Consider the following 20,637-nt stretch of genomic DNA (forward strand, 5'->3'; position numbering starts at 1 on the left):
GAGCGGGAGCGGGCGGGGGCGTTGCGGACGCAGGAGTCATCTCACGCCGCCTTCCTGCGCAGGAGCAGCAGGATCAGTCCCACCGCGACCAGGCACTCGAGGACGATGATCACCGAGATCGCGCTCGCGGAGCCGTAGTGGCCCGAGGTGAACGCCGTCTTGTACATGTAGGTGGTCACCAGCTCGGAGGCCTGGCCGGGCCCGCCGTTGGTGAGCAGGAACGGGATGTCGAAGCCGCGCAGCGCATAGGTCGTGGCCATGATCAGCGTGGTGACGAACACGGGCATGATGTGCGGGAAGCGGATCCTGGTGAAGACCTGCAGCGGGTTCGCACCGTCCAGGGAGGCCGCCTCCTCGAGCTCCTTGGGCACGGCGAGCAGCGCCGCGTAGAGGATCACCGTGTACAGACCCAGGAACCGCCACCCCTCGGGCGCGGAGACCGCGGCGAGCACGGTCGAGACGTCGGAGAGCCACGGCCGGGCCAGGGCGCCCAGGCCCACCGCGTTCAGGAGCGTGTTGACCAGCCCGACGGGCTCGTAGGAGTAGACGCGCTGGAACAGCAGCGCGATCGCGGGCGTCGAGATCACCGCGGGCATCAGGTAGAGCACCTTGAGCACTTCGCGACCTCGGGTGATCGAGATCAGCAGGGTGGCGACCAGCAGACCGCCGCCCACCTGGAGCAGCAGGCAGATGGCCAGGTAGCCCAGCTGGTTGACCAGGGCGGTGCGGAACACGTCGTCGTGCAGCAGCAGTTCGCGGTAGTTGGCCAGCCCCACGAAGTCGAGACCGGTGATGCCGTCCCACTCGTAGAAGCTCAGGCCCAGCGACTGCACGATGGGGAGCAGCACGCCGCCGCCGAAGAGCAGCAGTGGAGGGGCGAGGAACACGGCCACCGAGAGCCGTGAGCGATGGGGGAGCATGGGAACCTCCGTCCGTGACCGGCGGCGCGCCGCTCAGTCCTCGAAGTACTTGGGGGCGTTCTTCGTGAGGGTGTCGTCCATCGTGGTGAGGAACTCCTCCGGGGTGATGTCCCCCTGGACCAGCAGCACCAGTTCCTGCTGGAGGCGCGAGTTCGTGGAGGGGTCGAGCTGGGTGTCCCACGGCATGAGGGTGGCGTCACCGAGCTCCGCGGCGACGTCGATCGCCTCCTGGTAGAGCGGCAGGGCGTTGTCCGGGACCGCCGGCTCGATGCCGGTGGGACCCAGCAGGCCGCTCTTCGCGTACTCCTCGGGGTACCGGGCCAGGACGAACCCGAGGAAGTCGCGCACCAGGGGGTCGTAGGTCTGGGCGTTGACCGCCACTCCGATGCCCGAGGGCGCGACGAACTCGTCCGGCCCGGTGACCGACCCGTCGGTGACCGGGAGGGTGAAGAAGCCGATCCGTTCGTGCATCTCCTCGGGCAGCTCCGTGGTGGCGAGGTTCGGGAGCTCCCAGGTGCCCATGTTGTACATCGCCGCCCGACCGGACGTGAACAGGGCCTGCGCGTCCGCATAGCCCACCGACGAGAAACCCTCCTGGAAGGCTCCCGCCTCGCCGAGCGCGGCGAGCCAGCGGGCCGAGGCCGCTCCGGGGTCATCGGTGAACGCCGCGTCGCCCTGCTTCAGCGCCGTGATGTACTCGGGGCCCGCGAGACGGAACGGCTGGTAGGCGACATACCTCTCGAGCGGCCAGGCATCGGCTCCTCCCACGGCGATGGGGGTGACACCGGAGGCCGCGAGCGCCTCGCACAGCGGGACCATCTCCTCGAGGGTGGTGGGAACCTCGACCCCGGCGTCCTCGAACAGCGCCTTGTTGTACCAGAAGAGCTCCACCCCGAACTCGAGCGGGATCATGTGCAGGGAGCCGTCGTCGAAGCGCTGGTAGTCCAGCGCGGCGGGGCGGAAGTCCTCGATGACGCCGAGCTGGGTGAGCAGGTCCTCGACGTCGATCATGCGGTCCACGGAGGCCAGCTTCGCGGCGAAGGGCGTGGCGTCGGTGTCGAACAGCTCGGGCAGCTCGTTCGCCGCGGCGAGGGTCTCGTACTTCTGGATGTAGCTGGGGCGGTCCGGAGTGGTGATGAGCTCGAGGGAGAACCCCTCGTGCTCGGCGGCGTACTCCTCGGCCAGTGCCGACACGATCGAGATGACGGCGCCGTTGGCCGGGCGGGAGAGCAGCCAGGAGATGGGACGGGGCTCGATCTCGCCCTCCACGGCGGCGGCGGTGGACGAGGCGCCCCCGGAGGTGCCGCCGCACGCGGCGAGCACGGGGACGGTGGCCGCACCGGCGGCCAGGGCGAGGAACTGCTTGCGCTTCATGGGATGTCTCCTTCGACAGGTGATGAGCGGATCAGGCGGTGGTGACGTGCAGGTCGGTGAGGGTGAGAGCGGCGTCCTCGGCGAACACCCCGAGGCGGCCGGCGGGATGGTCGTACAGGCGTGTGGACAGCGAGACCTTCTGGTCGAGGACCGCCACCAGCAGATCGTCCTCGAGCACCACGTCGAGGCGATGGTCCGGTGCGGTGAGGTCCGCGGGCCGTTCGAGCTCGAGCAGGTGGGGGACGTCGCCGGAGATCTGCCACTGCTCGGTGCCGGTGATGGCGCGGGGCCAGCGGTCGAGCACCATGCGCCCGGCGCGTGGTTCCAGGCGGAGCACGTAGCCGTGCTCGCCCTCGGCATCGGTGCGCAGCAGCAGCCCGCCGGCCCGTCCGTGGGGATCGAGCGTGAGCTGTGCGCGGAGCGTCGCACGGGCCGGAAGCGCTGTGCGGCCCACCGTCGCGGCGTAGCCGGTGCGCGCCTCGAGGGTGACGGGGCCGAGGCCGGGATCCACCGGGGTGGTGTCCTGGGCGAGCACTTCCGCCGGCAGGCGCAGGTCGAGGGTGCCGTCCTCCCGCTGCACCGCCTCGAGGAGCGAGAGCGTGCCGGCCCACTGCCAGGGGCCGTCGTCCCGCCGACCTTCACGGGTCGCGATCCAGCCGGCGAAGATCCGTCGGCCCTTCCACTCGGCGGACTTCGCCGCGTAGAACGACCGGGCGTCCACCGAGTCGTGCCGCGGGGCGTGCCACGGGCCCTCGGGGGAGCGGCTGATCCGGTACCGGGTCACGAAGGCGTCGGTGAACTCGGAGTAGACGAGGTACCACCAGTCGCCCATGCGGAACACCTCCGGGCACTCCTGGGTGAGGAACCGCTGCGGGTCCCACAACGGGGTGGCGGGCTCCCAGGTGCGCAGGTCGGCGCTGGTGAGGCGGCCGACGGTGCCGCGGCGGCGCTCCGGGCCCGTGCTGTGCCGTGCGGCGAGCAGCATCTCCCACGGACCGTCCGGGACGGGGCGGTGCACGAAGGGGTCGCGGAAGTCGGCGGGGTCGTAGCCCTCCGGCGCGCCGAAGGTGAGCTCGGGGTGCTTCGTCCAGTGCAGGAGGTCGGTGCTGGTGGCATGTGCGACGCGCTGCCGGGGGCGGCCGTCCTCCGCGGTGCGGGAGGGGTTCTGCGCGGTGGAGAACAGGTGGTGCAGCCCGTCGTCATCGGTGACGACGCTGCCCGTGTAGCAGTTGAGGTCCTCCTCGGCCTCGGTGCCGTGGGGCAGCACCTCGCCGTGGTCGCGCCAGTGCACCAGATCCTCGGTGGTCAGCAGGTGCCAGGACGTGCCCGGCTCCTGCGAGTCACGACGATGGTGCAGGTAGTAGACGTACAGGACGTCGTCGTGGACGAACGGGATGGTGTCCCCGACCCAGTCCGGGGCGGGCGTGAAGAACGGTGCGCGATGCATGTCACTCCTTCGTGAGCAAACGTTTGATCACGGACTGTAGACCGCTCGCCGACAGATGGTCAAGCGTTTGCGCACAGGGCTTTCGACGGGGGCTGCCGCGGCGGCCGTGACGTGCGGGCCCATCGATCCGTTCCGCGGCGCGAGGTGGCGGTCGGCGCCGTCGGTCGGTGCCCGCGGCGCCGTCCGGTGGCCGGCGGCATCCGAGGCCGCGCGAGCGGTCGCCCTCAGTGCTGGCGCAGGCGCACACCCGTGAGGCGCGCCGTCCCCCCGAGCGCGTGCAGGCGCACGTGCTCCTCGCCGGGCGCCGGGTGCACGGTGAGGGACAGAGCGGTGCGGCCGTCATCGAGGAACACCTCCACGCTCTGCGTGTCCACGAGCACGTGCAGATGCGCCGAACGCGCCCCGGGGTCGATCGGTGCGCGCGCCACGGTGAGGCCGGCGAACGGGTCCGACCCGCCGCGGCCGGCGGTGTCGCCGCCGCCCCCGTCGCCGGTCTCGCCCTCGCCGCCGTCGTGGGTGTCGCCGGCGGTGAGCGCGCTGCCACGACGATCCACGTGCAGCGCCCCGTCCCCGAGGCTGATCCTGGTGCCCCGAGCACCGTCCGCCGAGCCGACCACGGTCAGCGCCGCTCCCTCGGCGTCCGCCCAGTCCACGTCCATCTCCAGTGCGAACGCGGGTCCCAGGGCCCCGAGCTCCGCCGTCCCCTCGACCCCGCCGTCGGCGTCCTCCTGCGAGGAGACCTGCTGGTCATCGAGCTCCTGCGCGGAGGTCGCCGCCGAGGCCAGCGCGGGAACCGGGGTCGAGACGAGGGTGAGCGCACCGTCGTCGTCCCGCACCAGTCGCACCTCGCGCACCACCGAGTACTGGCCGTCGTAGCCGTCGGACTCCGCGGTGGCGGAGGGGTCGCGGGCGTAGGCCCAGTTGTTCATCCACCCGATCGCGTGGCGCACGTGCGCGGGGTCCTCGGCGGCCGGCCAGGTCACCGCGGCGTACCAGTCCCAGCCCCGGTCGAGCCAGCGCGGGGCGGGATCCTCGGGGAGGAAGCGCTCGCCGTCCCAGGTCCCCACCCAGTACGCATAGTTCGTCGGCTCGCCGGCTCCGCTGCCGTCGAGGCTCGCTCCCAGCACCCAGTGCGCCGAGCCGTCGTCCGCGGTGAGCGTGAAGAGATCCGGGCACTCCACCCCGCCCAGGTCCGGGCCGTCCGGGGTCAGCTCGGCCGGGACGAGATCCGAGCGGTGCTCCCAGGAGCGCAGGTCGGGGCTGGTCCAGAAGGAGACGCGGCGGTCGCGGCCGAGGGCGCACACCCACTGGTCCCGCTCCTCGTCCCGCTGCAGCTTCGGGTCGCGGAACCAGGAGGCCTGGGCGATCTCCTCCTCGCTGCGTGCCGTGCGGCCCTCGGGGCTGCGCAGCACGGGATCGGGCTCGAGCGCGAACGTCGCCGCGTCCTCGGAGGCGGCGAGGTACTGCTCCTGCAGTGCACTGCGGCCATCGGTGGGACGGGTGACCAGCGCGACCACGGCGCCGGCGCCTCGGCCGGCCGTGTTCCCCTCGTCCACCACGACGGAGCCGGTCCACACGTCCACCCCGTCCGCTCCGGCCAGCGCGGTGCCCCGCGGCGTGAAGGTGACCAGATCCGTGCTGGTCCAGTGCGCCCAGGTGGTGGGTCCGGGAGCGGTGCCCTCCGCGTGGTGCAGGCCGTAGAGATGCACCGCGTCCCCCCGCACCAGCGGGCGCTGCGGGTCGCCCAGCCAGCCCGAGGGAGGGGTGAGGTGGAAGCGGGGGCGGTGGCTCTCGGGGGCGGCGGTGCCTGCCGTTCCCTCGCCACGCGCGGGCGCGGCCTGCTCCTCGGGGCTGGGCTCGATGCCGAGGCAGGAGCTCATGGCGAGGGCGAGCGGGGCGGCGGCTGCTCCCTGCGCTGCGCTGCGCAGCACTCGGCGGCGGGGGACGGCGGTCATGGCGGCTCCGGGGTGGCGGGGACTGCGGGCACGCCTCCTCGCGCTGGGCCCGACCGTAGCGGGGCGCGGGGCGAGGTGCCACCCGGCGTGAGCCGCGCCGCGGGCGAGAGCCCCGGCGCGTCACGGACGCTCCTGCCGGTGAGCGCATCGACTGCGCCCCCGGGGTCGCCCCCGCCGGTTGCCCGTACGCTGGGGCGGTGACCTCCGATGCTCGCCGCCGCCCCACCTCTGCCGATGTCGCCGAGCATGCGGGCGTCTCCCGTGCGACCGTCTCGATGGTGCTGAACGGTCGCACCCGCGGCACCGTCTCGGCCGCGAATCAGAAGAAGGTCCTCGACGCCGCCGCGGAGCTCGGGTACACCCGCTCCGCCGTGGCCATGTCGCTCCGTGAGCGTCGCACCCGCACGATCGGTCTGATCAGCGACGAGATCGCGACGTCGCCCTGGGCGGGACGGATGGTGCGCGCGGCCTCGATGGCGGCGGCGGAGCGCGGCTACATGATGATCACCGCGGACCTCTCGCTGCCGGAGCTCACGCTCGAGGAGGCGGTGAAGGTGCTCTCGGAGAGGCAGGTGGACGGCCTGCTCTACGGGGCGATGGGGCGCACGCGTCTGGCTGCGCCGGGCGTCCCGGCAGGGACGCCGTTGGTCCTCATGAACTGCGAGGAGGGGGACCAGTCCGCTCCGGCGCCGAGGACGGAGCACTCCCCACCCGCCGTGATCCCGGACGACCGCCAGGGAGCGCGCCGGGCCGCCCGCCGGCTGCTCGACGTGGGACATCGACGGGTGGTCATGCTCTCCGGGGACGACACCGCGGTGGCGACGAGGGAGCGCGAGGAGGGGTTCGTCGAGGAGGTCGCCGCGGCGGGGCTCGCACCCCGGGTGGTGCGCGCCGGCTGGCAGATGGACGACGGCTACCGTGCGACCACCGCCCTTCTCGCCCAGGACGAGCCGCCCACCGCCCTGTTCTGCATCCGTGACCGGGTCGCCGCCGGTGCGATCCACGCCGCGGCCGTCGCAGGGCTGGCGGTGCCGCAGGACCTCTCGGTGATCGGCTACGACGACGAGGACTTCTTCGCCGAGGTGCTCACCCCGCCGCTGACCACGATCGCCCTGCCGCACGAGGAGATGGGCCGCCACGCCATGGACACCCTGCTGGACCTCGTCGAGCGCAGCGCCCCCGCGCCCGCGCCGGGGCTGACGGTCGCGGAGTGCCCCCTGGTGGAGCGCGCCTCGGTGGCCGCGCCCCCGCGCGGCTGAACCCGGCCGCCGCGCCCCCGCGCCCCCGCGCCCCCGCGCCCCCGCGCCCCCGCGCCCCCGCGCCGCTGAGCCCGCCCGCCGCCTCGCCGAACTGCGCCTCCGCGGCGAGGACACGGCGTCGCCGACACCGGCCTTGACACGTGTGAAAGTCGCGGCCCATACTCATCGCACTCACTTCGACACGTGAAGAAGTGAGTGTTCTGCACCGCGCCCCGGCATCGCCGCCGTCGGCCGGCCACGAACTCCCTCGTGCCGCCGCTCATCGAAGAGGACCGCATGGCCACTGGAACCACACTCACCCGCCGGGCGCTGCTCGGCGCCGCCGGGCTCGCCGGCGCCGCCGGCACCGCCGCCGCCTGGCCCCGCCTCACCGGGAGCGACATCCCCGGCCGCGGGGACGACGCCCTCACCGTGCTGATCCTCGGCACCGCCCAGGACGCCTCCGGGCGGCAGCAGATCGCGGACGCCTTCATGGAGGAGAACCCGGACATCCCCGTGCGGATCCAGTCCGTGCAGGCCACCGACTGGGGCGACTTCTTCGCGAAGATCCTCACGATGGTCGCCTCCGGCACCGAGCCGGACATCGTCTACACCGCCACCGAGGGCGCCCAGCTCTTCGCCGAGCGGCTCGCCCGGCCGCTGGACGACTACCTGCTGCGCGACGCCGACGAGCTGCGGGACTACTTCGAGGACGTCCACCCGAGCCTCATCGAGGCGTTCATGTACCGCGGCTCGCTCTACCAGCTGCCGCTCGACTTCAACGCCGCGAACATGTACCTCAACCTCGACGTCCTCGAGCGCAACGGTCTCGAGATGCCCGGCGAGGACTGGACCCGCGACGACTTCACCGAGCTGCTGCGCGGCATGCAGGGCGACGCCCGCCCCTACTACTGGACCAATCGCCTCTTCGGCGGGATCGTGCCCTGGCTGTACGTCAACGACACCTCCTTCCTGGTGGAGGAGAAGGCCGCGGGCGGCCAGGAGATCTGGTCCACCTTCTACCCGGGGGAGCAGCGCTCCGGCGGATACCTCTGGACCGGCTCGAACGCGACCGACGAGCGCGTCCACGAGAGCACCGAGTACCTCCGCTCGCTGGTCGAGGAGGGCCTGGCCGTGCGGCCCGAGGAGGGCGGCGGCACCACCCTGGTGGGCCTGTTCGCCTCCGGCCGCATCGGCTCGACCCCCGCCGGCGGCTACTGGGTGCAGGGACTGGCCGAGGGCGGCATGTCCCCCGAGCAGTTCGACGTGCAGTTCTTCCCCCGCTGGCGCACCCAGCGCCACCAGTTCGGCGCCGCCGGGTACGCGGTCATGAAGACCACCACGCGCGCGGACCAGGCCTGGGAGTGGATCAAGTACACGGCCTCGAAGGAGGCCATGCAGCTGGCCTTCCCCACGCCGGCCACCACCCCCACCCGGCGCTCGATGGTCACCGACTCCCTCTACACGGGGGTGGGGCCGGAGCACTGGTCGCGCTTCTACGACACCCTCGACCGCTTCCCCACCTCCGGTCCGATCCCCGCCCCGCCGCAGCAGGCGGCGGTCGAGACCGCCCTCATCCGCAACGTCGCCACCGCGCTCTCCGGCGGTCCGGACGGCGTGGACCGCTCCCTGGCCGCGCTCGATCGTGATCTGCGCGCCGTCTTCACCGAGGAGGACGCATGACCACCGACTCCCGCAGCGGCGCCGTGCTGCGCTGGCTGTTCCTGGCCCCGACCATGCTGGGTGTGGGCGTGTTCGTGCTGGTGCCGATCGTCGGCTCGCTGGCGCTGGCCTTCTTCCGCTGGGACATCATCACCTCCCCGCAGTTCGTGGGGCTGCGCAACTTCACCGAGCTCGCCACCGACTCCACCGTGGCGGTCTCCTTCCTCAACACCGCCGTGTTCGTGGTGGTCGCGGTGGCCGCCCAGCTCGCGATCGCGATGCTGCTGGCGGTGCTGGTGCAGTCGCGGATGCCGGCGTGGCTGCGGGTCTTCTTCCGCTCCACCTTCTTCTTCCCGCTGGTGCTCTCCGCGGCCAGCGTCTCGATCCTCATGAAGTACCTGTTCAACGAGAGCTACGGCGTCATCAACTGGGCGCTGTCGCTGGTGGGGATCCCGGCGGTGCCCTGGCTGACCAGCCCGCAGTGGGCGATGGTCGTGGTGATCGCCGTGTACGTGTGGCAGAACTTCGGATTCTCGTTCCTGCTCTTCGTCGGCGGTCTCGCCGCCGTCCCGCAGGAGATCTACGAGGCGGGCGCCATCGACGGCGCCACCGGCTGGCGCCGCTTCCAGCACCTCACCCTGCCCCTGGTGAGCCCCACCGTACTGGTCGCCTCGGTGATGGCGATCATCTCCGCGCTGCAGGTGTTCGACCAGCCCTACGTGCTCACCCGCGGCGGGCCCGGCGACTCCACCCGCACCGTCGTGATGGTGATCTACGAGAGCGCCTTCCGCCAGCTCGAGTTCGGTCGCGCCAGCGCCATTGGCCTCGTGCTCATGGTGCTGATCATGCTGGTCACCGCCGCCCAGTTCCGCCTCGCCCGCCGCTTCGTCTTCTACCAGTGAGCACCGGTCCCGCCATGACCCCTCACCCCTGCCGCCAAGGAGGCGCCCGATGACGCGCACGCTCCCGTCCCTCGCCCGCTACGCCGCCCTGCTGGTGGCCGCCGTGCTCACGCTCGGCCCGGTGTGGTGGACCTTCACCACCTCCCTGCGCCCCGCCGCGGAGTCCTTCAGCCTGCCGCCCAGCCTGTTCCCCCTCGACCCGGACTTCTCCAGTTACGTCGCCGTGTTCGAGCAGATCAGGGTGCCGCTGCTGGTGCTGAACAGCGGCCTGGTCACCGCCGTGATCGCGGTGGGGCAGATGCTCACCGCCGCGATGGCCGGGTACGTGTTCGCCCGCATGGAGTTCCGGGGGAAGAACGCGCTGTTCGCGATCGTGCTGTCCACGATGATGGTCCCCGCCCAGGTGACGATCGTGCCGGTGTTCATGCTGATCCGCGGGATGGGGCTGTCCGACACCCTGCTCGCCCTGATCATCCCCGCGATCCCCACCGCCTTCGGCACCTTCCTCATGCGGCAGTACTTCCTGGGCCTCCCGCTGGACCTCGGGGAGGCCGCCGCGCTCGACGGCGCCAGCCCGTGGCGCACCTTCTTCTCGATCTACGCGCCGCTGGCGCTGCCCGGCATGGCGATCGTGGGGGTGCTCGCCTTCAACTTCCACTGGAACGAGTTCTTCCGGCCGCTGATCTTCATGATCTCCGAGCAGAACTACACGCTGCCGCTGGGCCTGGTCACGCTGCAGGGGAACCTGGGCACCGGCTCGATCTCCGTGGTGCTCGCCGGGGTGGTGCTCTCGATGATCCCCGCCGTGGTGGTGTTCCTGTTCGGGCAGCGCTACCTGCGCGAGGGCCTCACCGCCGGCGCCTCCAAGTGACCCCCAGCTCCCCAGACACCGAGAGAGACGAGAGACGATGACGACCCCGCCCATGAACCGCTCCACCGACCGCTCCGCGGACGGCTCCACCGACAGCCCCGTCCCCGCCGACGGCACCGAGCGAGCCGTCCACTTCCCGGCCCTGCACCGCGTCCACGAGCGCGGCTGGATCAACGATCCCAACGGGATCCTCCACCACGACGGCCGCTGGCACGTCTACTTCCAGCACAACCCGGCCGCGCCCCGGCACACCGACATCGAATGGGGCCACATGGCCTCCACCGACCTGGTGACCTGGCGGCCGGAGCCGGCCGGCCCGGTGCCCCGCCCCGGCGAGGTGGATCGCGGCGGCTGCTGGAGCGGCGTGGGCCTGGTGGACACCGCCGCCGACGGCACCGCCGTGCCGACGCTGGTGTACTCGGGCGTGGACGGGGTGGACAGCAGCCGCGCCCCGGTGGTCGTCGCCCGCACCGACGAGACCCTCGAGCGGATCACCCGCTCCGCTCTCGCCGCCCCGGTGCCCGAGGGGCTGGACCTCGAGGGGATCCGCGATCCGTTCCTGTTCACGCTCGAGGGCCGACGCTGGGCGATCCAGGGCGCCGGCCTCCGCGAGGGCGACTCGGTGGTCCCCGCGATCCTCCTGTTCGACGCCGCGGACCTCGAACGGTGGGAGTACGTGGGGCCGCTGCTGACGGGGCGCGACGAGGTGGCGGCCCGGCACGTGCCCGCCGAGATCTGGGAGTGCCCCCAGCTGGTGCGCATCGGCGAGGACTGGGTGCTGATGGTGTCCCTCTGGTTCCGGGAGAACCAGGTGCCCGGCTCCATCACCGAGGCCGCCTACCTCGTCGGCGCCCTCGAGGCCGGGCCCGACGGCACCCCCGTGTTCACCCCGCGCAGCGGAGGCGCCGCGGATCGTGGACCGGATTTCTACGCCCCGCAGGCCGTGGTCGACCCCGCCGAGGACCGCGTGCTCGCCTGGGGCTGGTCCTGGGAGCACCGCACCCGCACCCAGCAGCAGACCGACGACCAGGGATGGGCCGGGTGCCTCACCTTCCCGCGGGTGCTCGCCCTCGCCGGGGACGTGCTCGTCTCCACCCCGGCCGCCGAGCTGGCGGCGCTGCGCGGCGAGGACCTGGCCGCGACGGGCGGTGCGCTCGAGCTGCCGGCACCCTTCCGGGCGGAGCTGCGGCTCGACGGTGCGGCCACGGTGGTGCTGCGGCGGGCCGACGGCGGCGAGAAGACCCTGCTCGAGCACGAGGGCGGGGAGGCGACGCTGCTGCTGGACGGCGGCATCGCCGAGCTGCTGCCCAGGGCCTCGGCGCCGTCGACGGTGCGCCTGTACCCGCTCGCGGAGGACACGGTGCGGATCTCGGGCGGCATCGAGCGGGCCTGGGCGCTGCGGCTTCCCTGACGTGGGCTGAGCACCATCGGCGTCGCGGCGAGGTGTGCGAGGCGGGAGACGGCCCGGTTCCCTGCCCCGGTCACCGCGCCTGCCGCCGGTACTCCCGCGGCGTCATCCCGCAGGCGGCGCTGACGTGCTGGTAGAAGCTGCTGAGGGAGCCGAACCCGGCCGCCTCGGCGATCTCGGTGACGCGCATCGAGGTGGTGAGCAGCAGTCGCTGCGCCTCGGCGACCCGGCACATCGTCACGTACTCGCCGAGCGTCACCCCGGCGGTGCGGCGGAACACCGTCATCGCGTGCGAGGGGGTGAGGTGCACGGCGGCGGCGACGTCCGCGATGGTGAGCGCGGAGCGGTGGTGGTCGCGCGCGAACTGCGCCATGTCGCTGACCTGGCGGAGCCTGGCCGCGGGCACCGAGCCGCCGCCGTCGGCCGGTGCCTCGGGCCGCGCCCGGGAGGAGGCGCGCAGGATCCGTCGCAGCGCCGCCTGGATCTCGAGCAGGGCGATCTCGGCGCCGTCCTCGTCGGCCGGCCCGTCAGCCGCGTCGGCCGTGCCGCCGGGGTCGCTCCCGCCCACCTCCTCGCCCCACCGCTCGGCCGTGTGGGCGATGCGGGCGGCGAGCTCCGGCGCATGGGTGATCAGCGGCTGGGCGCTGAGCAGGGGAGCGGTCTGCGCCTCGGGAAGTCCCCAGGAGAGGACCATGCTGAAGGGCACGTGCACCCAGCACATGTCCCCGGTGCGCGAGTCGATGAGGCCGTGGGGCTGCGCCGCCCAGAACACGGCGATCTCGCCCGCGCGGATCGTCAGCGGCTCGCCGCCGAACAGGTAGTGCAGCTGCCCCTCCAGCACCAGGTTGATCTCCACGTCGTCGTGGCGGTGCATCGAGAACATCGGCGGGGGAGCGCCGCGGCGGATCCACAGCCCCGGGGGCATCTCCTCGACCGCGTCGCTGATCGGCCACTGCGTCATCACCACAGCGTAGGGCACGCACCACCAGGAGCGCCGTAGGATCCTGGAACTTCTGCCAAGGATACCGGGAGACCTCCGGTCAGGTGCGCCCCTAGCGTGAGGGCATGGCAACGACGCACCTCAGCAGTCCCAAGATCACCCTCATCGGCGCCGGCGGCTTCGTGTTCCCCTTCCGGCTGATCGGCGACATCCTCTCCTTCCCCGCGCTGCGCGGGGCGACCCTCACCCTGATGGACATCGACCCGGACAAGCTCGGTCCCGTCGCGAGCGCGACCCGGGACCTCATCGCCCACCACGGTTTCGACGCCGTCGTGGAGGAGACCACCGATCGACGTGCCGCGCTGGACGGCGCGGACGTCGTGATCATCACCTTCCAGGTGGGCGGCGTGGAGTCCTACCGGCACGACGTCGAGATCCCGCGGAGATACGGGATCGACCAGACCGTGGGCGACACCGTGGGCCCGGGCGGGGTGTTCCGCTTCCTGCGCTCGGTGCCCGCCTACGACGAGATCGCCGCCGACGCCCTCGAGGTGTGCCCGGAGGCGACCTTCATCAACTACGCGAACCCGATGGCGATGGCCACCGCGTACCTGAACGCGAAGGGCCTGCACACCGTGGGCCTCTGCCACAGCGTGCAGGGCACCACCCGCATGCTCGCCCGCACCCTCGGCGTGCCCTACGAGGAGGTCTCCTACCGCTGCGCGGGCATCAACCACCAGGCCTGGATCCTGGAGTTCCAGCGCGGCCAGGAAGATCTGTACCCGCAGGTGCGGGAGGTGATGGCCAAGAAGCACCAGCGAGGGCGCGGCGCCGACGGACTCGCCGGGGACGACGGCGACCACTCGGGCGCGGCCGACGCGGCCAGCACCTACGAGGGCGGCAACGAACAGGTGCGCACCTCGATCATGAACGCCTTCGGCTACTTCCAGACCGAGTCCAGCCACCACGCCTCCGAGTACCTGCCGTACTTCCGCAAGACGCCGGAGCTGGTGGAGGAGTTCATCCCCGAGCGCTGGGACTACTACGAGATCTGCGTGGCCCACGACGACCAGGGCGACATCGACACCCAGCTCGAGCGGCTCAAGGCCGAGCTCGCCCCCAGCGTCGAGTACGGCGCGAGCATCGTGAACTCTCTGGTGACCGGCACCCCGTCCGTGGTGCACGGCAACGTCCCCAACCGCGGCGCGCTCATCGCCAACCTCCCCGACGACGCGTGCGTCGAGGTGCCCTGCCTGGTCGATGCCCGCGGCGTGCAGCCCACCGCGATCGGGGACCTGCCCCCGCAGCTCGCGGCCCTGAACCGCACCAATGTCAATGTCCAGACCCTGGCCGTGCGGGCCGCGCTCGCCGGGGAGGTCGAGCACGTGCACCACGCGGTGGCGCTGGACCCGCTCACCGCCGCGCAGCTCACCCTCGAGGACGCCCGCGCCATGACCGAGGAGCTGCTCGCCGCGCACGCGGACCGGCTGCCGCAGCGGCTGCAGGTGGGCTGAGCCCGGCCGACGGGTGGGGGCCGAGGCCCCCACCCGCCTCCTTCCCCCCATTGCTCAAAGGAGAGCGATCACGTGAGACCACCGACCCCGTCACGGAGACAGATCCTCGCCGTCGCCGGAATCTCGATGACCGGCGCGCTCGCCGCCTGCAGCGGCGAGGACACCGGCACCGAGCACCTCCGGCTCTCGTCCTGGAACATCCCCACCGATCTCGACTCGTACCAGGCCATCGCCGATCGTTTCGTCGAGGACCACCCCGGGACCTCCGTCGCCGTCGAGGTGACCACGGGCTCCTTCCACCAGTGGTTCATCACCCGCCTGGCGGCCGACCTCGCCCCGGACATCATCCGCATCACCCCGCAGCAGATCGGTCGCTATGCCGCGAACGGCAGCCTGGTGGATCTCTCCGCGGCGATCCCCGCCGACTACGCGGAGGACTGGAGCGATCCCTTCTGGGCGATCGGCGAGCGGGAGAACGGCATCTTCGGCGTGTTCCAGCACACCGACAACTTCATCACCTTCTACGACCGCAAGGTGATGGAGCAGATCGGGGTGCAGCCACCTACCGCCCTCGAGGACGCCTGGACCTGGGACGAGTTCCTGGAGATCTGCGCAGAAGTCACGCAGGTCACGGGGAACTACGCCTTCTCCTACGGCTGGAGCGGGCCCGATACTGCCTACCGCTGGATGCCGCTGATCTACCAGAACGGAGGCGCCTTCCTCGGTGAGGACGGGCTGACCCCCTCCATGGATTCCGACGCGGCCATCGAGGCCCTGGCCTTCGGCCGCCGCTGGTATGCCGACGGACTGGTCAGCCCCAGCAACATGAGCAAGTCCGGCGGTGGCCACGTCGACTTCGACCTGTTCACCACCGGGCAGGTGGGCATGGCGCTGACCAATCCCGAGGCCATCGCCGCCTTCGACGAGGCGATGCCAGGGCAGTGGGGCACCGCCCCCATGATCCGGAACGTCGGCGAGGCCTCGGATCTCGGGGGCAACACCCTCGCCGTCACCCGTTCCTCGAGGAATCCCGAGCTCGCCGCCGAGCTGGTCGCCTACATGACCAGTCGCGAGAACATCCGGGAGTTCTGTCATAACGGCAACTGGATCCCCTCGCGCACCTCGCTCCGCGCGGAGGACATCGGCTACGCCGAGCACGAGGACGTCATGCAGCAGTTCATCGACCAGGGGACCACGATCCCGCTGCCGATGGTGAGAGCCCAGTCCGGCGAGTACTTCAGCTCCCTGAACGCCGTGTTCGCCGACTACCTCGACCTGTGCTTCCTGGGGCAGCTCACCCCGCAGGAGGCCTCGGCCCAGATGATGGAGGCGATGCTCAGTGTCACGTCCCGATGACAGGCGCAGGCGCCTGACCCCCTATGTGTTCGTGGGTCCCGCGGCGCTGCTGTTCGCGGCCTTCTCCCTGATCCCGATCGTCATCGCGATCACGCTCAGCTTCCAGGACACCCAGACCCTCGGAGAGGGGCAGTGGGTGGGGCTGGACAACTTCGCGCAGATGAGTTCGGATCGACTGTTCCGCACGGCGCTGGTGAACACTCTCCTGTTCACGATCGGCACGGTCCCCACGGCGATGGCCGCGGGCCTCGCGCTCGCCGTGGCGCTGAACCGGCCCCTGCCGGGCAGGGGCGTGCTGCGGGCGATGTTCTTCGTGCCGATGGTGGCCGCCGGGGTGGTGGTCGGCGTGGTGATGTCGTGGATCTTCAACGTCGACTACGGCGTCGCCAACAATGCCCTCGCCGTGGTCGGGATCGATCGGATCCCCTGGCTGACCTCGCCGTCGATGGCGATGGTCACCCTGATCATCGTGGTGGTGTGGACTCGGATCGGGTTCTGCATGGTGATCTACCTCGGTGCGCTCCAGTCGATCCCCGCCGAGCTGAAGGAGGCCGCGGCGATCGACGGGGCCGGGCGCTGGTCGCGGTTCCGGTCGATCACGGTCCCGATGCTCACGCCCACCACCTCGATCCTCCTCATCCTCAACGTGGTGTTCTCGATCCAGGCCTTCGACGTCATCTATGTGATGACCGGCGGCGGGCCGGGCTTCTCCACCACCGTCCTCATCCAGTACGTGTTCCGCTCCGCCTTCCAGGACGGTCAGATGGGCTACGCCGCCGCGCTCGGGCTGGTCCTCGTCGGGATCCTGCTGGTCTTCACCCTGCTGCGACAGCAGGCCTCCAAGAGAGCGGAGAGCTTCCTATGAGCACCACCCTGAGGCCGGCAGCGTCGCCGGCCACCACGTCTCCCATCCCGCGGACTGCTGCCCGCGCGCCCCGGACCTCGCCTCGACGCTGGCTCCTGGTCGCCGCGCTCACGGCGCTCGCGCTCCTGATGGTGTTCCCGTTGTACTGGATGGTCGTCTCCGCCCTCACTCCGGGCGGGCAGTCCCAGAGCTCCGAGTTCTATCTCTGGCCGGATCAGCCCACGCTCGCGAACTTCACGGAGGTGTTCTCCACCCAGCCCGTGTGGCGATGGGTCGCGAACTCCCTGTTCATCGCCGTGGTGACCACCGCGATCTCGGTGTGCGTCTCCCTCGGCGCAGGCTACGCGCTGGCGAAGTTCAGCTTCTGGGGCAAGGGTCTGCTGTACACGGCCTTCCTCATCACCATCATGATCCCCATCCAGGTCACGCTGGTGCCCTCATTCCTGGTGGTGGCGCGACTGGGCCTGGTCGATTCGCCCTGGGCCGTCATCCTCCCCACCGCCTTCGACGTCGTGGGAATCTTCATCGCCCGGCAGTTCATGCTCTCCGTGCCGAATGCCCTCGTGGAGGCCGCCCGGGTGGACGGAGCCGGCGAGTTCCGCGCATTCTTCTCCGTGGTGCTGCCCACCTGCGGGCCGCTGATCGGGGTGCTCGTGATCCTCGCTTTCATGGCGCGGTGGAACGATTTCCTGTGGCCGATGGTGGTGCTGCAGGGGAACGAGAGCCTCACCGTTCCGGTGGCGCTGTCCACGCTGACGAACAATCCCGCCTTCGCCTCTCCATGGGGCGCGGTGATGGCGGTCGCGACGGTGACCGTGCTGCCGATCCTCGTGGTGTTCCTGGCCTTCCAGCGGCAGTTCGTGCAGGGGATCGCGAGCACGGGGATCAAGTGAGGTGCCCGCCTCTCGCGTCGGCTGCGGCAATCGCGACGCAAGGTCCCGTTCCGGGTAGCTGAGGCAGGCGGGGGCGGAGGAGCCGCACCCGGAGGCGGTCGAAGGGTGCGGGCGGCGCGGAGGTCACCGCGGGTGGGGAGCGGCCGCCCCGTCGTCCGGAAGGAGCAGGCCCTTGGCGAGGGCGTTCAGCTCGGTGATGACCCGCTCCCTGCGGTCGGCAGGGGCTCGGTGCGTCGGAAGCACGGACTCGGCGACGTTCCCCAGCGTCCAGCACCCGACGACCAGGGTGATCGCGGTGAGGAGCAGGTCCCCGGCGTCGTGTCGATCGAGGCCCGGCAGGGCGTCGCGCAGCCGTCGGGCGTAGTCGGCGCACAGGGGGCGGCGCTGCTCCACCGCGACGGCGTGATCGAGCTCCAGGCTCTCCCAGGCGAGCAGGCGCGGCAGCTCGGGCCGGGCCGCGCAGCGATCGAACAGCTGCCCTGCGAACTCGCCCAGCGCGTCCGGGCCGGAGGTGGTCACGGCGATCTCGTCGAGCATCGTGCTCAGCTCTCGCTCCAGCACGGCGGCGAAGAACGCCTCCTTGTCGCCAAAGTACCGGTAGATCCGCTCCTTGTTGACCCCGGCGTCGCGGCCGATCGTCTCCATCCGCGCCCCGGAGAAGCCGTGCGCGGCGAACTGCCTCGTCCCGGCGTCCAGCAGTTTGCGCCGCGTCGCCTCGGTGTCCCACGCCATGCGCACACCCTATCCCCACACGAACGGTTGCGAGGGGGAGGGCGCCGCGCTACGGTTCTCCCAACCGAATGTTTGGGGATCGTCGAGCGGTCCCGCGCCGAGCGAAGCCACTGGAGACCGAGATGACCACAGTTCCTGCCCCCGCCCGCCCGGAGACCGCCGGGCCGACGACCGTGCGGCGCGCCCCGCACGCCGCCCCCCGAGCCGTCGGGGCTGCGCGATGAGGGCCCTGGTGCTCGGCGCCCGGGGCGCGGTGGGCCGGGAGGTCGCCGCCCGGCTCCGCGACGCCGGGGACACCGTCGTGGCCGCCGGTCGCACGGCGTCGGACGGCGGCGTCGCCCTCGATCTCGCGACGGGGGAAGGGCTCGCGCAGCTGGCGCGGGTCTCCGGCACGGTGGACGTCGTCGTCAACGCCTCCGGCATGGAGCGGCCGGAGATCGCCGCGCACGTGGGCGCCACCCCGCTGGTCGACATCTCGGCCGCCGGCAGCTACCTGGACGCGCTCGCGGAGCAGGCGTCGCTCCACGGGGCGCGGGCCCTGCTCGGCGCGGGACTGGCCCCGGGGCTGAGCACCCTCATGGCCGCCGAGGTCGCCGGAGAGCCCGGCGACGAGATCGACGTGATGGTGACGCTCGGCTCCGGTGAGGCGCACGGCGCCGCGGCGGTGGAGTGGACGAGCCGACTGCTGGGGACCGACCTCCACGCGCCGCCGGAGGACCACCCGGTCCCCAACCTGCGGTCCTGGCACCGGGCCTCGGTCCCGGGCCGGCGCCCCCGCTCCTACCTGAGGGCCGACTTCCCGGACCACGTCCTGATCGGCCGAGGGCGGGAGCGTCGCATCAGGAGCTACCTCGCGCTCAGCTCACCCGCGGCGACCGCGGCCCTGGCGGTCATCGCCCGCGTCCCTCCGCTGCACGGGCTCCTCGCCCGCGTCCCGCAGATCGGGTCGGAGCGCTGGCACCTGCTCGTCACGAACCGCCGCACCGGGCGGACGCTGCATGCGACCGGCGAGGGGCAGTCGCGAGCCACCGGGGCGCTGGCCGCGCTCGCCGCCCGACGCGTCGTGGAAAACCCGCCGCCCTTGCCGACGAGCATGGACCAGATCATCGACTGGCCCGGGATCCTCGGAACGGGCCTCCTGTCGAGGAGCCCTGACGCGGCGGGCGCCGGCGAGAGCTATCTGTTCCGCGATCCGCGCTAGCGGTCCCGTCTCGCCGCCGCTCAGCGCCCGGTGCGCTGTCTCGACGGAGCACTGCGCCCTCTCCCGCGACCCCGCTCCTGTGGCAGTCTCGACCCCAGCAGGCGGCACCGGCCGCCGCAGCGCACCGGTCAGCGAGGACGGCGATATCCCATGAGCATCGAGCACCTGCTCGCCCCCGACGCCCGCCTGGAGAAGGTGGCCGGCGGCTTCACCTGGGTGGAGGGCCCGTGCTGGATCCCCGCCCGCGGCGTGCTGCGTTTCAGCGACATCCCCGGCAACCAGGTGCTGGAGTACTCCGAGGCCACCGGCGCCGTGGCCGTGGTGAGCGCGGAGGCGGAGTTCACCAACGGCCGCACCCTGTCCCGGGACGGCAGCGTGGTCGAGTGCTCGCACGGGCGGCGCGCCGTGCAGCGCGATCGCGGCGCCTCCACGCCCGGCGCCCCGTACGCGCCCGAGGTGCTGGTGGACCGGTACGGCACGGCCCGGCTGAACTCCCCGAACGACGTGGTGGAGACCTCCGACGGGGCGCTCTGGTTCACCGACCCCTCCTACGGCATCAAGCGCCCGGCCGAGGGGCATGCGGGCGAGGAGGAGTACGGGGACCGGTACGTGTTCCGCCTCGACCCCTCCGGCGCGCTCACCCCCGTGGTGATCGACGTGGAGGCGCCCAATGGGCTCGCCTTCTCCCCGGACGAGACGGTCCTGTATGTCTCCGACTCCTCGCTCTCCCCGGCCGATCCCGACGGGACCGGCCCGGAGCGCCCCCGCGGGCACGCGATCCGCGCCTACGACGTGATCGAGGGCCGGCACGCCAAGAACGGCCGGCAGCTGGCGGAGGTGAACCCGGGCCTGCCCGACGGGTTCCGCGTGGACGCGGCGGGGAACCTGTGGACCTCCTCCCTCAGCGGTATCCAGGTGCTCTCCCCGGCCGGGGAGAAGCTCGGCGAGATCCCGGTGCCGGAGAAGGTGGCGAACTGCTGCTTCGGCGGGGCCGACGGGCGCACGCTGTACGTCTGCGCGAGCACGGGCGTGCACCGGATCCGCACGGCGACCGTCGACGCGCGCGATGCCCGTGGGCAGGAGCGATCATGACCGTGATCCCCCTGGAGGAGCTCGACCCGGACGATCTCTACCGCGTCGGCGGGACGGTGAGCCCCGCGTGAGGATCGGCGAGCTCGCCGCGCGCACCGGTGTCAGCCCCCGGTCGCTGCGGTACTACGAGCAGCACGGGCTGCTGGACCCGGAGCGCATCGCCTCGGGGCAGCGGGTGTACACCGCGGTTCACGAGTCGACGGTGCGGAGGATCCAGGAGCTCTTCGGTGCCGGGTTCTGCAGCGCTGTGATCCAGGAGCTGCTGCC

General features: G+C 71.8%; 17 protein-coding genes and 1 pseudogene. 12 read left to right on the top strand and 6 right to left on the bottom strand.

Annotated elements, in window-relative coordinates; all coding sequences use genetic code 11:
* Nucleotides 1-41: 41 nt before the first annotated feature.
* The 4 genes from DWV08_RS16430 to DWV08_RS16445 all read right to left on the bottom strand — a co-directional run bounded on the left by DWV08_RS16430 (nt 42) and on the right by DWV08_RS16445 (nt 5,696).
* Nucleotides 42-920, bottom strand: coding sequence for a carbohydrate ABC transporter permease (locus DWV08_RS16430; RefSeq protein WP_115414796.1), 879 nt, complete (start codon nt 918-920; stop codon nt 42-44).
* Between the two features lie 33 nt (nt 921-953).
* Nucleotides 954-2,294 (bottom strand): ABC transporter substrate-binding protein, encoded by a 1,341-nt coding sequence (locus tag DWV08_RS16435; protein WP_115414797.1) that lies wholly within the window; start codon nt 2,292-2,294, stop codon nt 954-956.
* A 31-nt stretch (nt 2,295-2,325) separates the two neighbouring features.
* Nucleotides 2,326-3,741 (bottom strand): family 43 glycosylhydrolase, encoded by a 1,416-nt coding sequence (locus DWV08_RS16440; RefSeq protein ID WP_115414798.1) that lies wholly within the window; start codon nt 3,739-3,741, stop codon nt 2,326-2,328.
* A gap of 224 nt (nt 3,742-3,965) precedes the next feature.
* A complete protein-coding gene (locus DWV08_RS16445; protein WP_115414799.1) occupies nt 3,966-5,696 on the bottom strand; it encodes a glycoside hydrolase family 32 protein in 1,731 nt (576 codons plus the stop codon).
* Nucleotides 5,697-5,893: 197 nt separating this feature from the next.
* On the opposite strand from DWV08_RS16445, the gene DWV08_RS16450 reads away from it, so the two are divergent.
* The 5 genes from DWV08_RS16450 to DWV08_RS16470 all read left to right on the top strand — a co-directional run bounded on the left by DWV08_RS16450 (nt 5,894) and on the right by DWV08_RS16470 (nt 11,780).
* The gene (locus DWV08_RS16450) at nt 5,894-6,955 is read left to right on the top strand and encodes a LacI family DNA-binding transcriptional regulator (RefSeq protein WP_241237441.1); all 1,062 of its coding nucleotides are present in this window, start codon (nt 5,894-5,896) and stop codon (nt 6,953-6,955) included.
* A 276-nt stretch (nt 6,956-7,231) separates the two neighbouring features.
* Nucleotides 7,232-8,617 carry an extracellular solute-binding protein gene (locus tag DWV08_RS16455; RefSeq protein WP_115415081.1) on the top strand — a complete coding sequence of 462 codons (1,386 nt, stop codon included), beginning with the start codon at nt 7,232-7,234 and terminating at the stop codon, nt 8,615-8,617.
* Complete coding sequence (locus DWV08_RS16460; RefSeq protein WP_115414800.1) at nt 8,614-9,498, top strand: carbohydrate ABC transporter permease; 885 nt, start codon at nt 8,614-8,616, stop codon at nt 9,496-9,498. The genes DWV08_RS16455 and DWV08_RS16460 overlap by 4 nt, the downstream gene beginning before the upstream one ends.
* Before the next feature lie 49 nt (nt 9,499-9,547).
* Nucleotides 9,548-10,369 (top strand): carbohydrate ABC transporter permease, encoded by an 822-nt coding sequence (locus DWV08_RS16465; protein WP_115414801.1) that lies wholly within the window; start codon nt 9,548-9,550, stop codon nt 10,367-10,369.
* A 37-nt stretch (nt 10,370-10,406) separates the two neighbouring features.
* The gene (locus DWV08_RS16470) at nt 10,407-11,780 is read left to right on the top strand and encodes a glycoside hydrolase family 32 protein (protein ID WP_115414802.1); all 1,374 of its coding nucleotides are present in this window, start codon (nt 10,407-10,409) and stop codon (nt 11,778-11,780) included.
* A gap of 70 nt (nt 11,781-11,850) precedes the next feature.
* Here DWV08_RS16470 and DWV08_RS16475 read toward each other — a convergent pair whose 3' ends face one another.
* On the bottom strand, nt 11,851-12,738 hold the full coding sequence (locus DWV08_RS16475; protein WP_115415082.1) for a helix-turn-helix domain-containing protein: 888 nt from the start codon (nt 12,736-12,738) through the stop codon (nt 11,851-11,853).
* Between the two features lie 104 nt (nt 12,739-12,842).
* Between DWV08_RS16475 and melA the strand changes: the two genes are divergently transcribed.
* The 4 genes from melA to DWV08_RS16495 all read left to right on the top strand — a co-directional run bounded on the left by melA (nt 12,843) and on the right by DWV08_RS16495 (nt 17,345).
* On the top strand, nt 12,843-14,231 hold the full coding sequence (melA, locus tag DWV08_RS16480) for an alpha-glucosidase/alpha-galactosidase (protein WP_115414803.1): 1,389 nt from the start codon (nt 12,843-12,845) through the stop codon (nt 14,229-14,231).
* Nucleotides 14,232-14,303: 72 nt separating this feature from the next.
* Nucleotides 14,304-15,587 (top strand): ABC transporter substrate-binding protein, encoded by a 1,284-nt coding sequence (locus DWV08_RS16485; RefSeq protein WP_241237442.1) that lies wholly within the window; start codon nt 14,304-14,306, stop codon nt 15,585-15,587.
* Entirely contained in the window at nt 15,571-16,452 is an 882-nt protein-coding gene (locus DWV08_RS16490; protein WP_115414805.1) for a carbohydrate ABC transporter permease, read from the top strand. The genes DWV08_RS16485 and DWV08_RS16490 overlap by 17 nt, the downstream gene beginning before the upstream one ends.
* Nucleotides 16,449-17,345, top strand: a complete 897-nt coding sequence (locus tag DWV08_RS16495) for a carbohydrate ABC transporter permease (RefSeq protein ID WP_115414806.1) — start codon at nt 16,449-16,451, stop codon at nt 17,343-17,345. Before DWV08_RS16490 ends, DWV08_RS16495 begins: the two co-directional genes overlap by 4 nt.
* A 123-nt stretch (nt 17,346-17,468) precedes the next feature.
* Here DWV08_RS16495 and DWV08_RS16500 read toward each other — a convergent pair whose 3' ends face one another.
* Nucleotides 17,469-18,077, bottom strand: coding sequence for a TetR/AcrR family transcriptional regulator (locus DWV08_RS16500; RefSeq protein WP_115414807.1), 609 nt, complete (start codon nt 18,075-18,077; stop codon nt 17,469-17,471).
* 232 nt (nt 18,078-18,309) lie between these two features.
* Here DWV08_RS16500 and DWV08_RS16505 point away from each other — a divergent pair, with 232 nt between their 5' ends.
* From DWV08_RS16505 to DWV08_RS17390, 3 genes and pseudogenes are all read left to right on the top strand, one after another.
* Nucleotides 18,310-19,278: a saccharopine dehydrogenase family protein gene (locus DWV08_RS16505; protein WP_206516769.1), complete on the top strand. Its 969-nt coding sequence runs from the start codon at nt 18,310-18,312 to the stop codon at nt 19,276-19,278.
* A gap of 150 nt (nt 19,279-19,428) precedes the next feature.
* Nucleotides 19,429-20,370: an SMP-30/gluconolactonase/LRE family protein gene (locus DWV08_RS16510; protein ID WP_115414808.1), complete on the top strand. Its 942-nt coding sequence runs from the start codon at nt 19,429-19,431 to the stop codon at nt 20,368-20,370.
* Nucleotides 20,345-20,626: pseudogene (locus DWV08_RS17390) on the top strand (MerR family transcriptional regulator); the annotation flags it as partial. The gene DWV08_RS16510 and the pseudogene DWV08_RS17390, both read left to right, overlap by 26 nt.
* Between the last annotated feature and the right edge of the window lie 11 nt (nt 20,627-20,637).

The sequence above is a fragment of the Brachybacterium saurashtrense genome (assembly GCF_003355475.1).
Classification (GTDB): Bacteria; Actinomycetota; Actinomycetes; order Actinomycetales; family Dermabacteraceae; genus Brachybacterium; species Brachybacterium saurashtrense.

Excerpts from the sequence above, each read along its gene's own strand:
- DWV08_RS16465 (WP_115414801.1), top strand. The coding sequence starts at position 9,548 with ATGACGCGCACGCTCCCGTCCCTCGCCCGCTACGCCGCCCTGCTGGTG.
- DWV08_RS16430 (WP_115414796.1), bottom strand. The coding sequence starts at position 920 with ATGCTCCCCCATCGCTCACGGCTCTCGGTGGCCGTGTTCCTCGCCCCT.
- DWV08_RS16460 (WP_115414800.1), top strand. The coding sequence starts at position 8,614 with ATGACCACCGACTCCCGCAGCGGCGCCGTGCTGCGCTGGCTGTTCCTG.
- DWV08_RS16445 (WP_115414799.1), bottom strand. The coding sequence starts at position 5,696 with ATGACCGCCGTCCCCCGCCGCCGAGTGCTGCGCAGCGCAGCGCAGGGA.
- DWV08_RS16495 (WP_115414806.1), top strand. The coding sequence starts at position 16,449 with ATGAGCACCACCCTGAGGCCGGCAGCGTCGCCGGCCACCACGTCTCCC.
- melA (WP_115414803.1), top strand. The coding sequence starts at position 12,843 with ATGGCAACGACGCACCTCAGCAGTCCCAAGATCACCCTCATCGGCGCC.
- DWV08_RS16440 (WP_115414798.1), bottom strand. The coding sequence starts at position 3,741 with ATGCATCGCGCACCGTTCTTCACGCCCGCCCCGGACTGGGTCGGGGAC.
- DWV08_RS16470 (WP_115414802.1), top strand. The coding sequence starts at position 10,407 with ATGACGACCCCGCCCATGAACCGCTCCACCGACCGCTCCGCGGACGGC.
- DWV08_RS16455 (WP_115415081.1), top strand. The coding sequence starts at position 7,232 with ATGGCCACTGGAACCACACTCACCCGCCGGGCGCTGCTCGGCGCCGCC.
- DWV08_RS16475 (WP_115415082.1), bottom strand. The coding sequence starts at position 12,738 with ATGACGCAGTGGCCGATCAGCGACGCGGTCGAGGAGATGCCCCCGGGG.
- DWV08_RS16500 (WP_115414807.1), bottom strand. The coding sequence starts at position 18,077 with ATGGCGTGGGACACCGAGGCGACGCGGCGCAAACTGCTGGACGCCGGG.
- DWV08_RS16510 (WP_115414808.1), top strand. The coding sequence starts at position 19,429 with ATGAGCATCGAGCACCTGCTCGCCCCCGACGCCCGCCTGGAGAAGGTG.
- DWV08_RS16435 (WP_115414797.1), bottom strand. The coding sequence starts at position 2,294 with ATGAAGCGCAAGCAGTTCCTCGCCCTGGCCGCCGGTGCGGCCACCGTC.